This is a genomic window from Paenarthrobacter sp. NPDC089714 (assembly GCF_044748905.1).
In the GTDB taxonomy this organism is placed as follows: domain Bacteria; phylum Actinomycetota; class Actinomycetes; order Actinomycetales; family Micrococcaceae; genus Arthrobacter.
The window spans coordinates 238,412-251,283 of record NZ_JBIVGX010000006.1 but is presented as its reverse complement, the minus strand read 5'-3'; the positions used below and the strand labels follow the sequence as shown (position 1 = coordinate 251,283).

The window sequence follows — 12,872 nt, the reverse complement described above, 5'->3', positions numbered from 1 at the left end:
ATGTATACACAGTCCCTCAGTTGCGGCGCCATCCGTATTCGTTTTCCGGCCGCCCAGGGGTTCCGTACCGCGGGGTCCGGGTGACCGTGCCGGCGTCGGCCAAGTACTCCAGGTAGCGCCGGGCCGTCACGCGGGACATTCCCACTGCTTCCATGACTTCGCTGGCGGACACCGGCAGTTCACGGGTGCGTACCAGGTCCTTGACTGCCTCCAGCGTGGAGGGGGAGAGCCCCTTGGGCAGGGGCAGGTCCGTGGGGGCGCGAAGGCTGGCAAAGGCCTGGTCCACATCGCTCTGCGAGGCGCCGGCGCCGGGGGTCCCTGTGGTGGAACCAGCCAATTGGTCGCGAAAAGCGCGGTAGCTGGTGAGCTTGTCCGCGAAGGTGGCATACGTAAACGGCTTGATGAGGTATTGCACCACGCCGATCGACACAGCGCTCCGGACAATGCTGAGTTCGCGGACGGCCGTAATGGCGATGATGTCCGCAAGGATTCCAGCGGACCGCATGCGTCGGGCCACGTCCAGTCCGTGGAGGTCGGGGAGGTTCATGTCCAGCAACACCAGGTCGACAGCGGAGCCGGAAGCGGCGAATTCGCCCAGGAGGCGGAGGGCCGACTGGCCGTCGGGGGCGGTGCCAACCACGGTGAAGCCGTCGATCCTCCCCACATAGACCGAGTGGGCATCGGAAGCGATCGGTTCGTCTTCGACCACCAGGACGCGGATATCTGTCATGCCTTCCCTTCCCCGGGAGCCGTTGTGGGCAGCACAATATGGAACTGCGCGCCGCCAGGGTTGTCTGTTGTCCTCGGATTATCGATGGACATCGTACCGTTGAGCCTTTGGATCGCTTGCCGCACCAGTGCCAGCCCGACGCCCCGGCCATGGCTGCCGCGCGGATCTCCCGTCGAGGACTTGGTGCTGTAGCCGTACTGCAGGACGTCGTCGATCGACGCCGGATCGATGCCGGCGCCGGAGTCCCGGACCACGAATTCGACGGCGGCACTTCCGGTCAGCACCTCAAGTTCCACCGATCGGGGGAGCCCGCCGGCTGCCGCTGCGTCGATGGCGTTGTCCAGCAGATTTCCCACGATGGTCACCAGGTCCTGGATTTCCAGTCCGCGAACGCCCGCGGTGCCGGACGTCCGGACCGTCAGATCCACGCCGCGTTCGTGGGCCTCGGCGGCCTTGCCCATCACCAGGGCGCTCATCACCGGTTCGTCCACTGCGGCCAGCATGTCGTCGGTCAGTTGCTGGCTCAGCTCAAGGTCCTTCGTGGCAAACTCAAGCGCCTGGGGCGTGCGGCCGAGCTCCAGGAGGGAAACGATCATGTGCAGGCGGTTGGCGTGCTCATGGGTCTGTGCGCGCAGGGCGTCGGAGAGGGTCTTCATGGTTTCCAGTTCCGTGCCAAGGGCTTCGATCTCGGTCCGGTCGCGGATGGTGGCCACGGTGCCGTAGACCGCCGGTTTCTGGCGGCTCCTGGGTGGGACGGGACCAACAGCCGGGGCCTGGTTTACCACCAGGATCCGGGAACCCGTCAGATGGATCTCGTCATGTGCCGGCCGGCCGGACTCGAACAGGGCGCGCAGGCTGCCGTCGAAGGGAAGCTCGGCGAGCCGCGGTGCCTGGTCGGGGGAGCGGTCCGCTTCGGACGGCTCCAAGCCGAGCAATTCGGCCGCCTGGTCGTTGTACATGACGGCGTTGCCGCGCGTGTCGATGAGGATGAGACCCTCGCGCACCGAGTGCAGGACCGACTCGTAGTAGGCGAAGAGCTGGGCCAGCTGCTCCGGTCCCCATCCACGCGTGACGGAGCGCAGGTATCGTCCGAGCAACCAGGACGCCACGGAACCAAAGAAGAGGACCCCCAGGGCAATGGCGCCGATGACGGTCAGCCGTTCAGCGAGATCGGTGTCCACCGTGCGCACCGTGATGCCCGCTGCCACCAGGGCTTTAACGGACCCGGCCGCGTCCTTGACCGGGGCGATGGTCCGGACCGACGGGCCCAAGGTTCCCGCAGTTACTTCGGTAAACGTTTGGCCCTGCAGGGCCGGCTCGATGGTTCCGATGTAGGGCTTGCCGAGTTCCTCGGGCCGGGGGTGGGTCCACCGTGTCCGGTCCGGGGCCATGATGGTGATGAAATCCGCATCCGCGGTGTCCATGACCTTCAAGGCATAGGGCTGCAGGGTGGCGGAAGGATCGGGGCTGGAGGCAGCCTGCAGGACCAAGGGGTTGTTGGCGATGGAAGCGACGATCGCCTGCATCCGGCTGCCCGCATCATCGTAGGCCCGGTTCCTGGCCTCGGCCACGGAGAAAGCGCCGAACGCCGCCGTCAGCACCATGACGAACAGCAGGTTCGCCACAAACAAGCGGCGGGCAATGCTCCAGCTATGAAACACGTGTGGGCCTCCCATGACCAATATGACCGCAACGGTGATGTATGTCACGAGCGGCTGAATGATGGATATCACACAAGGGCAGCGGAGCGGACACAAGTGCAGGACCGCAGCGCCTTACACAGTATCCAGAAGGAGATTCCCATGACCTCTCAACGAGGAGAGTCGGCATTGGCCGCCACCGGCGGGCGCAAGGGGCTCGACAAGTCGCACTACCTGTACATCGCTGTCATTCTCGCAGTCGTGCTCGGTGCCGTTGTTGGCCTGGTGTTCCCCGAAGTCGGCAAGTCGCTCAAGCCGCTCGGCGATGGCTTCATCAAGCTGATCAAGATGATGATCGCACCCGTCATCTTCTGCACCATCGTCCTGGGCATCGGCTCCATTGCCAAGGCCGCCACGGTGGGCAAGGTGGGCGGACTCGCCCTGGGGTACTTCGTGGCCATGTCCACGTTCGCGCTCGCCATCGGCCTGGTGGTCGGCAACCTGATCCACCCGGGCGAGGGCCTCAAGCTGACCCCCTACGACCCCAACAAGAAGGCCGCCACGGACAGCACGGTGGACTTCCTGCTCGGCATCATTCCCGGGGATATTCCGGTGCTTCCCACCTTGCTGGCAGCCATCCTGGTGGGCTTCGCGCTCCAGAAGATGGGCAAGCAGGGCCAGCCGATCCTCGCCGCCATCGGCCACGGGCAGCGCCTCGTGTTCCGCATCCTGATCATGATCATGTGGCTCGCCCCGGTAGGTGCGTTCGGTGCCATTGCCGCCGTCGTGGGCGCAACCGGTGCGCAGGCAATCCTCAGCATGTTCACCCTGATGATCGCGTTCTACATCACCTGCATCCTGTTCATCGTGGTCATCCTCGGCACCCTGCTCCGTGCAGTCGCCGGTGTGAACATCTTCAAGCTGATGAAGTACCTGGCCCGCGAATATCTGCTCATCTTCTCCACCTCGTCCTCCGAAGCTGCGCTGCCTCGCCTCATTGCCAAGATGGAACACCTGGGTGTTTCCAAGCCTGTTGTCGGCGTGACGGTCCCCACCGGTTACTCCTTCAACCTGGACGGCACGGCCATCTACCTGACCATGGCCTCCCTGTTCGTTGCCAACGCCATGGGGACGCCGCTTGACCTGGGCGCCCAGATCTCCCTCCTGGTCTTCATGATCATCGCTTCGAAGGGTGCGGCAGGCGTCACCGGCGCCGGCCTGGCAACGCTGGCCGCCGGACTGCAGGCACACAAGCCGGAGCTGCTGGGTGGCGTGGGCATGATCGTCGGTATTGACCGCTTCATGTCCGAGGCGCGGGCGCTGACCAACTTCACCGGCAACGCCGTGGCCACAGTTCTGATCGGTACGTGGGTCAAGGAAATCGATAACCGTCAGGTCAATGAGGTCCTCTCGGGCAATGCACCCTTCGACGAGCAGACCATGCTGGCCCACGACGAGGTGGCCGAGGCTCCCGAAGCCGACGCCCGCGAGAAGGCAACCGTCTAGCTCCACCGAATCCCGAGCCCGTCTGAAGGCCGGTGCCCGCAGGGGCGCCGGCCTTCTTTCGCGCGCGGGGGAGTGGGCAGACCCTAAACCTTCCACCTCTACTAGAGGGTCAAGGCTCAAAGGCCGGGCAATGTCAAGTTCCCCGGAATACCGTGTCGGTCGCTGTAGCCTAGGTGGGTAGCAGTGCTGGTCCCACGGGACCGGCGGCCGGGAAGATCGTCGTCGAAAGAGTGGTTGGATACGTGAGCATCGAACGGGGAACAGCAACCCTGGCAGGCACCGAGCTCGATCTGGAAGACGCAATCATGGGGCCCACGGGCCGCCCGCACCGCGACTTCCCGGAACCGGCTCCGCTTGCTTCGCACGGCCCGGCGAGAGTCATCGCCATGGTCAACCAGAAGGGTGGGGTGGGCAAGACCACGTCCACCATCAACCTTGCCGCCGCGCTCGCCGAGTACGGCCGCCGCGTGCTGTTGGTGGACTTCGACCCGCAGGGCGCCCTGTCGGCGGGGTTGGGCGTCAACCCCCATGAATTGGACCTCACCGTATACAACGTGCTGATGGACCGTAAGGTGAGCATCCGCGAAGCCATCCACCAGACCGGCGTGGAGGGCGTGGACCTCCTGCCGGCCAACATCGACTTGTCCGCCGCCGAGGTGCAACTGGTCAATGAGGTGGCCCGCGAGCAGGTACTGGACCGTGCCCTCAAGAGCGTCGAGGACGAATACGACGTCGTCCTGATCGACTGCCAACCGTCGCTGGGCCTGCTGACCGTCAACGCACTGACTGCCGCCCACGGTGTCATCATCCCGCTCATCTGCGAGTTCTTCGCCCTCCGCGCTGTCGCACTCCTGGTGGAAACCATCGAGAAGGTCCAGGACCGCCTGAATCCACGCCTGCAGGTGGACGGCGTCCTGGCCACCATGTACGACGCCCGCACCCTGCACAGCCGCGAGGTCATCTCCCGCCTGGTGGAGGCGTTCGGTGACAAAGTGTTCGAGACCGTCATCAAGCGTTCCATCAAGTTCGCCGACGCCACCGTTGCCGCCGAGCCCATTACCAGCTACGCGGGCAACCACGTCGGTGCGGATGCCTACCGCCGGCTCGCGAAGGAACTGATCTCGCGCGGCGGCGCACCCTAGCCGTCGGCGTGGGATCGCCTTCTGCCCCACCGCTCGCGGTGGACTCCTCCGTTTCAACGCCCGACGCCGGCACTTCCGAAGCGTCAAAGGGCGGCTTCGAGGTACGGCTGGCCAATTTCACGGGCCCCTTCGACCTGTTGCTGGGCCTGATCGCCAAGCACAAGATGGATATCACCGAAGTTGCCCTCGCAACGGTGACGGACGAGTTCATCAAATACATCCGCAGGTTGCAGGAACTGGGGGAGGACTGGGCGCTGGACGAAGCCAGCGAATTCCTGGTCATTGCGGCCACTTTGCTGGATCTGAAGGCTGCCCGCCTCCTGCCCGCCGGCGAGGTGGAAGACGACGAGGACATTGCGCTGCTGGAGGCCCGTGACCTCCTGTTCGCGCGCTTGCTGCAGTACAAGGCTTTCAAGGAAGTGGCCGGACTCCTCGGCGACCAGTTGGAAGAAGAAGGCCGCCGGTTCCCGCGCCAAGTGGCCCTGGAGGAACATTTTGCGGCCTTGTTGCCGGAACTCGTGTGGCGCCACAGCCCGGAGCAATTTGCCGAACTGGCCGCCAAAGCGCTCAAACCCAAAGATGCCCCGCCCACCGAGGTGGGCTTGGGCCATTTGCATGCCCCACCTGTCAGTGTGAAGGAGCAAGCCGGGATCCTCGGCTACCGCCTGCAGTTGGGGGCGCCGCTGACGTTCCAGGTGCTGATCGCAGATGCCGAGAGCACCCTGGTGGTGGTTGCCCGCTTCCTGGCCCTGCTCGAGATGTTCCGTGACCGCGTGGTCGCGTTTGAGCAGCCCACGCCCTTGGCACAGTTGGTGGTCCGATGGACTGGAAGCGACGCAGAATGGGACAGCTCAAACGTGAGCGAAGAGTACGAGGACCTGGGAGATGGAGCCGCAGATGACTGACCAGCCGGCAGGCACGGATGGCCTGACCGAACTCGAGGCCCTCCCCGGCGGCGCAAAGGCAGCCCTGGAGGCTGTGTTGATGGTGATCGACGAGCCGGCCACCGCGGAGGAGCTGGCCGCGGGACTGAACGTGACCGTCGCCGTCGTCGATGATTTGCTGCAGGAAATCCGGCGCGAGTATAGCGGCTATACTGTTAAAGCCCCGGACGTGGATGCTGATGGCTTTGCCGCTGCCAGCAACGCACCCCGGGGTTTCGAATTGCGGAACATCGCCGGGGGTTGGCGGATCTACTCGCGGCCGGATTTCGCCCACATCGTTGGCAGGTTCGTCCTTGAGGGCCAAACCACCAGGCTGACCCAGGCAGCACTGGAGACTTTGGCGGTCATTGCCTATCGCCAGCCGGTCTCGAGGGCCAGGGTGTCCGCAATTCGCGGCGTTAACGTCGATTCCGTCGTCAGGACACTGACCCAGCGTGGATTGATCGAAGACGCCGGTAACGATCCCGAGTCCGGGGCAATCCTGTACCGGACAACCTCCTATTTCCTGGAACGGATGGGCATCGGTTCAGTCGCGGACTTGCCGCAGCTGTCACCGCACCTTCCCGGCCTCGAGGGGATCGACGAGTATTACGACGCAAGCCGGATGTGAGCATTCGGCACAAATACATATTGGTTCACGGCGCGCAGGGCGTGCCGCAGCAGCGGGGGCAGGCGATTGCCTGCCGGGCTGGCTAGTGTTGATTGCAGCACGGCCGGCCGGCCAATACTACACAAGGACGGGTCATGACACAGGCGGGACGCCAGGGTTCACCACGTAACGGTTCGGGACGCAACAACTCCGGACGCAATGAGGCAAGGGGCGGCGCAGGGCGCTCCAACGCCGGCGGCTTTGCTGGCCGCGGCGGCAGTGCCGGCGCTGGAAAGCGCACCTTCAAGCAGGGCGAGGGCCGGCCGTTCAAGGCCGCAAAACCGCGGGAAGCGGCTCCTTTCGACCCCGACAACCCCACGACGGCCGGCGGTCGCAGCCAGGCGGCCAAGCCCGCCAAGCCCTTCCGCAAGCCCGGATCCAACAAGCCGGGTTACGGCAAGGCACCCGGCACGCCCGGCGCCCTCAAGCCCAAGCCGAAGCCCGGCAACGCCAAGCAGTACGGCTCCAAGGCCTTCGGCAGCGAGCGGTTTGGCCAAAACCTCGGTCCGGTCCGGAAGCCCGGCCGCAACCGCGGTCCGCGGGTGGACGTTCCCCAATCGGATCTGCATGACGTTGACGGGGTGCGCCTCCAGAAGGTCATGGCCCAGGCAGGCGTGGCTTCCCGCCGCGTGTGCGAGGAAATGATCCTGGAAGGCCGCGTCGAAGTGGACGGCCAGATCACCACGGAGCTTGGCATGCGGGTCGACCCCAAGTCGGCGGTCATCCACGTTGACGGCATCCGCATCCAGCTGGACGAAACCCTGGTCTACATGGTCTTCAACAAGCCCAAGGGTGTTGTGTCCACCATGGAAGACCCCGAGGGTCGTCCGTGCATCAGCGATTTCCTCAAGACCAACAAGAACAAGGGCGAACGGTTGTTCCACGTGGGGCGCTTGGATGTCGCCACCGAGGGACTGCTGTTGCTGACGAACGACGGCGAGCTCGCCAACCGCTTGACCCACCCTTCGTATGAGGTACCCAAGACCTACCTGGTCCAGGTGCGGGGACCGTTCCCGCAGGGCGTCGGAGCCCAGCTGAAGTCGGGCGTCGAGCTTGAAGACGGCATTGCGGCAGTGGACTCCTTCCGTCTGGTTGACTCAACGCCGGGCCACGTCCTGATCGAGGTTGTGCTGCACTCCGGCAAGAACCGCATTGTGCGCCGCATGTTCGACGCCGTCGGTTTCCCGGTGCAGCGGCTGGTGCGCGTCAAGGTTGGCCCCATCGGCCTCGGCGACCAGCGCCAGGGCAGCATCCGCAACCTCGGCAAGCAGGAAATCGGCCACTTGATGGCCGCCGTGGGACTCTAGGCATGTCGGCATTCCGCACGCACGGACGGGGCCATCTGGATGGCCCCGTCGTGGTACTTGGCACGGGCCTGCTCGGTGCCAGCATTGGCCTCGGCCTGCGTGGGCGCGGCGTCCCGGTTTTCCTGTTCGACACCTCGCCCACCAACCAGGCTGTGGCCGTGGACATTGGCGCGGGTCGTCCGCTTGACGAGCTGGATGCCCAGCCGCAGCTTGTGGTTGTGGCAGCTCCGCCGGATGTCACGGCAGACGTCGTCGAGAAGGCATTGGCTGACTACCCGGAAGCGGTGGTCGTCGATATTGCCAGCGTCAAGGCCGCCATCCAGGCCGACTTGCGTTCGCGGGGCGTGGATATGTCCCGCTACGTGGGCACCCACCCGATGGCGGGCCGGGAGAAGTCCGGACCCGTGGCTGCCAGGGGCGAGTTGTTCACGTCCATGCCGTGGGTCATCTGCCCGTCCGACGAAACAGCGGACGAGGCACGCCAAGTGGCGCGTTCGCTGGCGGGGGACCTGGGCGCGTTTGTTTCCCAGTTCAGCGCCGATGAACATGATGAGGCTGTGGCCCTGGTGTCGCACTTGCCGCAGATCATGTCCTCACTGCTGGCCAGCCGGCTCCAAGGCACGCCGCTCCATGCGCTGTCCCTTGCCGGCAACGGCCTGCGGGACACCACGCGTATCGCAGCGAGCGATCCCACCCTTTGGGTCCAGATCCTCGGTGGAAATGCGGACAAGGTCGTGGAAATTCTCCATGGCGTCCGCGAGGACCTCAACCGGCTGATCGGTACCTTGGAAGATCCGTTGGCCCCTGGTGCCAGGCTTGACCTCGCCCAACTGATCAGCGAAGGCAACGCCGGGCAGGCCCGGATCCCGGGGAAGCATGGAGGCCCGCCGCAGGCATATTCCTGGTTGACCATCCTGGTCGATGACAGGCCGGGCCAGATCGCGCAGCTCCTCACCGAGATCGGCGAGATCGGCGTCAACCTGGAAGACCTTCGGCTGGACCATTCGTCGGGACAGAACGTGGGCATGGTGGAAATCTCCGTCCTGCCCAGCAAGCACGACCTCCTTGTTGAAGCATTGACCGATCGTGGATGGCGGGTACTCCAGTAATGACGCGTGAATTCTTTGGCCCGGAGACGGTTGCCCGTCCCGGCAAGCCGCTCGTGATAGCGATCGACGGTCCTTCGGGATCGGGCAAATCGAGTGTCAGCAAGGAAGTGGCCAAGCGGCTGAAGCTGGCTTATCTGGACACGGGCGCCATGTACCGTGCGCTGACCTGGTACTGCCTTAAGACAGGGGTGCACCTTCACGATGGCGCCGCCGTTGAACTTGCTTCCAAGACCATGCCGTTGGAAATCAGCACCAGTGCCGCGAACGAGTACGTGGCTGTGGACGGAACCGACGTGACGGAGGAAATCAGGGATCCCCGGATTTCCTCGTCCGTGAGTGCTGTGGCCACCACCCTGGGTGCCAGGACGGAACTGATCCGCCGTCAGCGGCAACTGATCGACCAGCACCATCACCGCATGGTGGTGGAAGGCCGCGATATCACCACCGTCGTCGCGCCCGGAGCCGAAGTGCGCATGCTCCTGACAGCCAGCGAGGAAGCCAGGCTCCGACGTCGCGGAATCCAGTTGGGCGGGACCCAGAGCAACGAACAACTGGCCGCCCAGGTGCTCCAGCGCGATGCGAAGGATTCCACGGTGGTGAACTTCACGCAGGCCGCTGACGGCGTGGTGACCCTGGATTCTTCGGACCTCGACTTCGAGGAAACCGTCCAAACCGCGTTGGCGATTGTCAGCAAGGTCATCTATGGCGACTGAGCAGCAGCGGCTACCGGCATCCTGGAACCGCTTCTGGAGCCGCCCCATCGGGTGGTTCCTGGATCACGTTCTGTACAGGACGTCGGTGGCGGGCAAGAGCAATATCCCTGCCGCCGGTCCGGTCATTTTTGCCGCCAACCACATCAGCTTCCTGGACGGCCCAGTCATGTACGGAGCCGCGCCGCGGCCCATGCACATCATGGTCAAGAAGGAGATGTTCAAGGGGTTCCTGGGCAGGGTCCTGACGGCTTCGGGCCAGATCCCGGTGGACCGCAGCGGCGACCGTGCCGCCCTGCACCTGGGCAAGGAACTGCTCGACGGCGGCCGTTGCGTCGGCATCCTGCCTGAAGGGACGCGGGGGACCGGTGCCGCCGAAAGCATCAGCAGCGGAGTTGCCTGGTTGGCTGTCAACTCCGGTGCCACGGTGATTCCCGTGGCCATCCTTGGAACGCGGCACCCGGGCGAGCACCGTGACCATATTCCCCGCCTGCGCAGGAAGCTGTACGTCAGCTTCGGCGAACCCCTGACGGTGCAGCGCCGGAAGGGCGAACCGGGGCGTGTTTCAATGGACAGGGCGGCGGCGGCAATCCGCGATGCCTTGGCAGCACACGTCCAGGAAGCCGTCCGGAAGACCGGGCAGGCCCTTCCCCGGGAAGCGGCCCCTGAACCGGACCAACACCACCGCCACATCGAAGTAGCCGGAGCCCCGGCAGACCACCACTGAAGGAAAGTGCAATGAGCGATACGACTCAAAAATCCGGCCACCATGGTGCCGGCGACGACGAATACACGCCCACCGGCACCGACCAGGTGGCTGAAAACCTGGCTGCGCTGGACGACGAGGAGGCAGAGCTCCGGGCCGCCACCCTCCGTGCCGGACTCGATGATTACGAGCTCGACGAAGACGACGCTGCCCTGCTCAGCGGCGACTACGAGGACGAAGGCGACGAGGGACCACTCAAGCTGGATCCCGTCCTGGCCATCATCGGGCGTCCCAATGTTGGCAAGTCCACCCTGGTCAACCGCATCCTGGGCCGTCGCGAGGCCGTGGTGGAGGACACCCCGGGTGTTACCCGCGACCGTGTAATGTATTCGGCGCGCTGGAATGGCAAGAACTTCACGCTGGTGGATACCGGCGGGTGGGAGCACGACGCCAAGGGCATCCACGCCCGCGTGGCCGACCAAGCCGAGATGGCTGTCGAGCTGGCTGATGCAGTGCTGTTCGTTGTGGACTCCGCCGTTGGCGCCACGGCAACCGATGAGGGCGTCATGAAGATGCTCCGCAAGAGCAAGAAGCCGGTCATCATGGTGGCCAACAAGGTGGACGACTTTGCGCAGGAAGCCGACTCTGCCTCCTTGTGGGGCCTGGGTTTCGGCCAGCCGTATCCGGTTTCGGCCCTGCACGGCCGCGGGGTCGCCGACCTCCTGGACCATGTCATTGACACCTTGCCGGAGTTCTCGCTGGTGGAAGGCGTCGAGCGGTCCGGTGGTCCACGCCGCATCGCACTCATCGGTCGCCCGAACGTGGGCAAGTCCTCGCTGTTGAACAAGCTCGCTGGCTCGGAGCGTGTTGTGGTGGACCCGTTGGCGGGAACCACGCGTGACCCCGTAGACGAGTTCATCGAGCTCGGCGACCGTACGTGGCGCTTCGTGGACACTGCCGGTATCCGCCGCCGCCAGCACATGGCCCAAGGCGCGGATTTCTACGCCTCGCTGCGAACTCAGGCCGCGCTCGAGAAGGCGGAGGTCGCCGTCGTGCTCCTCGCAGTGGACGAGGTCCTCAGCGAGCAGGACGTCCGCATCCTGCAGTTGGCCATCGAGTCCGGCCGGGCGCTGGTCCTGGCCTTCAACAAGTGGGACCTCCTGGATGATGAGCGTCGCCGTTATTTGGAACGCGAAATCGAACAGGACCTGGCGCACGTTGAATGGGCCCCCCGGGTGAACATTTCCGCCAAGACCGGTTGGCACAAGGACCGTTTGGTTCCTGCGTTGGACACGGCGCTGGAGAGCTGGGACCGCCGTATTCCCACGGGACGCCTCAACGCGTTCCTGGGTGAACTGGTGGCAGCCCACCCGCACCCCGTCCGTGGCGGAAAGCAGCCGCGCATCCTCTTCGGCACCCAGGCCTCCAGCAGGCCGCCGAAGTTCGTGCTGTTCACCACTGGCTTCCTGGACCCCGGATACCGCCGGTTCATCACGCGGCGCCTGCGCGAAACGTTCGGCTTCGAGGGCACGCCCATCGAGGTCAACATGCGCGTTCGCGAGAAGCGCGGCCGGAAAAAGTAAATGAGACGCGCATCACAGCCAACTTTGGCTCGGATGGCATAAGCGGCCTCCAACTTCGTGTAAGCTTTTGGAGGTGGTTCGGCCGGACTGCTTAGGTAGGAATCTTCGGAGGAATACCTTGGCGGAGAACGGTGGAACCAGCGGGCTGTAGCGCAGCTTGGTAGCGCACTTGACTGGGGGTCAAGGGGTCGCAGGTTCAAATCCTGTCAGCCCGACCATAAAGGCCGGAGTCCCGTGGAAACACGGGACTCCGGCCTTTGGTCGTTAAGGCGTGCGGCCCCTCCTGGACGGCCCGGCGAAAGCCAGGCCACCCCTGGGGGTTCGTGCGTCAGACTGCCTGCAAAGCCCCGAGCGCCCGCACCAGCGGCTCGAGTTCCGGAACCCGTTCGGCCGCAGCCAGGGCAGACGCCAGCGTTTCGTCGTGGACGGGTTTGGCATCCAGGAGCAGCTTTTGTCCGGCCACTGTCAGTTCCGTGTAGATCCCACGCCGGTCATCGGCGCAGAGGATGCGGGTGAGGAGCCCGCGATCCTCCAAGCGGTTCACCAGCCGGGTGGTAGCGCTGCTGGAAAGTGCCGTGGCGCGGGCGAGTTGCTGCATGCGCATGTGCCAACCGTCCTGCCGGCTGAGCGCGTCCAGGACCGTGTACTCCACTACCGAGAGTTCGCTGGACGCCTGGAGTGCCTTCTCCAGTTCGGCCTCAATGCTCCCGTGCAAGGCGGCAAGCGTGCGCCAGCCCTGTGCCCGTACCTCGACGGCGTCATCCTTGATGCCCATGTCTGCTGTGCTCCTGACTTGGTGGTGGTCCGAATGCAGGCTCCGCAAGGTAGTTGCTTGCGCAAATACCT

The 12,872-nt window shown here is 64.7% G+C and carries 12 protein-coding genes and 1 tRNA gene; 10 read left to right on the top strand and 3 right to left on the bottom strand.

What is annotated here, in order from left to right:
• Positions 1–16 precede the first annotated feature (16 nt).
• A complete protein-coding gene (locus tag ACIPY3_RS13245) occupies positions 17–730 on the bottom strand; it encodes a response regulator (protein WP_400334713.1) in 714 nt (237 codons plus the stop codon).
• Positions 727–2,391 carry an ATP-binding protein gene (locus ACIPY3_RS13240; RefSeq protein WP_400334711.1) on the bottom strand — a complete coding sequence of 555 codons (1,665 nt, stop codon included), beginning with the start codon at positions 2,389–2,391 and terminating at the stop codon, positions 727–729. The genes ACIPY3_RS13245 and ACIPY3_RS13240 overlap by 4 nt, the downstream gene beginning before the upstream one ends.
• 141 nt (positions 2,392–2,532) lie before the next feature.
• On the opposite strand from ACIPY3_RS13240, the gene ACIPY3_RS13235 reads away from it, so the two are divergent.
• The 10 genes from ACIPY3_RS13235 (at position 2,533) to ACIPY3_RS13190 (ending at position 12,244) form a co-directional block, all read left to right on the top strand.
• Positions 2,533–3,876, top strand: a complete 1,344-nt coding sequence (locus tag ACIPY3_RS13235; protein WP_400334709.1) for a cation:dicarboxylate symporter family transporter — start codon at positions 2,533–2,535, stop codon at positions 3,874–3,876.
• 242 nt (positions 3,877–4,118) lie between these two features.
• On the top strand, positions 4,119–5,018 hold the full coding sequence (locus ACIPY3_RS13230) for a ParA family protein (protein ID WP_397322929.1): 900 nt from the start codon (positions 4,119–4,121) through the stop codon (positions 5,016–5,018).
• Between the two features lie 38 nt (positions 5,019–5,056).
• A complete protein-coding gene (locus ACIPY3_RS13225; RefSeq protein ID WP_400334747.1) occupies positions 5,057–5,923 on the top strand; it encodes a segregation and condensation protein A in 867 nt (288 codons plus the stop codon).
• Positions 5,916–6,572: an SMC-Scp complex subunit ScpB gene (locus tag ACIPY3_RS13220; protein WP_400334707.1), complete on the top strand. Its 657-nt coding sequence runs from the start codon at positions 5,916–5,918 to the stop codon at positions 6,570–6,572. Before ACIPY3_RS13225 ends, ACIPY3_RS13220 begins: the two co-directional genes overlap by 8 nt.
• A 134-nt stretch (positions 6,573–6,706) precedes the next feature.
• Positions 6,707–7,918, top strand: a complete 1,212-nt coding sequence (locus tag ACIPY3_RS13215; protein WP_400334706.1) for a pseudouridine synthase — start codon at positions 6,707–6,709, stop codon at positions 7,916–7,918.
• 2 nt (positions 7,919–7,920) lie between these two features.
• Positions 7,921–9,027 (top strand): prephenate dehydrogenase, encoded by a 1,107-nt coding sequence (locus ACIPY3_RS13210; RefSeq protein ID WP_400334704.1) that lies wholly within the window; start codon positions 7,921–7,923, stop codon positions 9,025–9,027.
• Positions 9,027–9,740 carry a (d)CMP kinase gene (cmk, locus tag ACIPY3_RS13205; protein ID WP_400334702.1) on the top strand — a complete coding sequence of 238 codons (714 nt, stop codon included), beginning with the start codon at positions 9,027–9,029 and terminating at the stop codon, positions 9,738–9,740. Before ACIPY3_RS13210 ends, cmk begins: the two co-directional genes overlap by 1 nt.
• Positions 9,730–10,464 carry a lysophospholipid acyltransferase family protein gene (locus ACIPY3_RS13200; protein ID WP_400334701.1) on the top strand — a complete coding sequence of 245 codons (735 nt, stop codon included), beginning with the start codon at positions 9,730–9,732 and terminating at the stop codon, positions 10,462–10,464. The genes cmk and ACIPY3_RS13200 overlap by 11 nt, the downstream gene beginning before the upstream one ends.
• A gap of 11 nt (positions 10,465–10,475) precedes the next feature.
• Positions 10,476–12,026 (top strand): ribosome biogenesis GTPase Der, encoded by a 1,551-nt coding sequence (gene der / locus ACIPY3_RS13195; protein WP_400334699.1) that lies wholly within the window; start codon positions 10,476–10,478, stop codon positions 12,024–12,026.
• Positions 12,027–12,167: 141 nt separating this feature from the next.
• Positions 12,168–12,244, top strand: a tRNA-Pro gene (locus tag ACIPY3_RS13190).
• A 110-nt stretch (positions 12,245–12,354) separates the two neighbouring features.
• On the opposite strand, the gene ACIPY3_RS13185 is transcribed toward ACIPY3_RS13190, so the two are convergent.
• A complete protein-coding gene (locus ACIPY3_RS13185; RefSeq protein ID WP_400334697.1) occupies positions 12,355–12,801 on the bottom strand; it encodes a MarR family winged helix-turn-helix transcriptional regulator in 447 nt (148 codons plus the stop codon).
• Between the last annotated feature and the right edge of the window lie 71 nt (positions 12,802–12,872).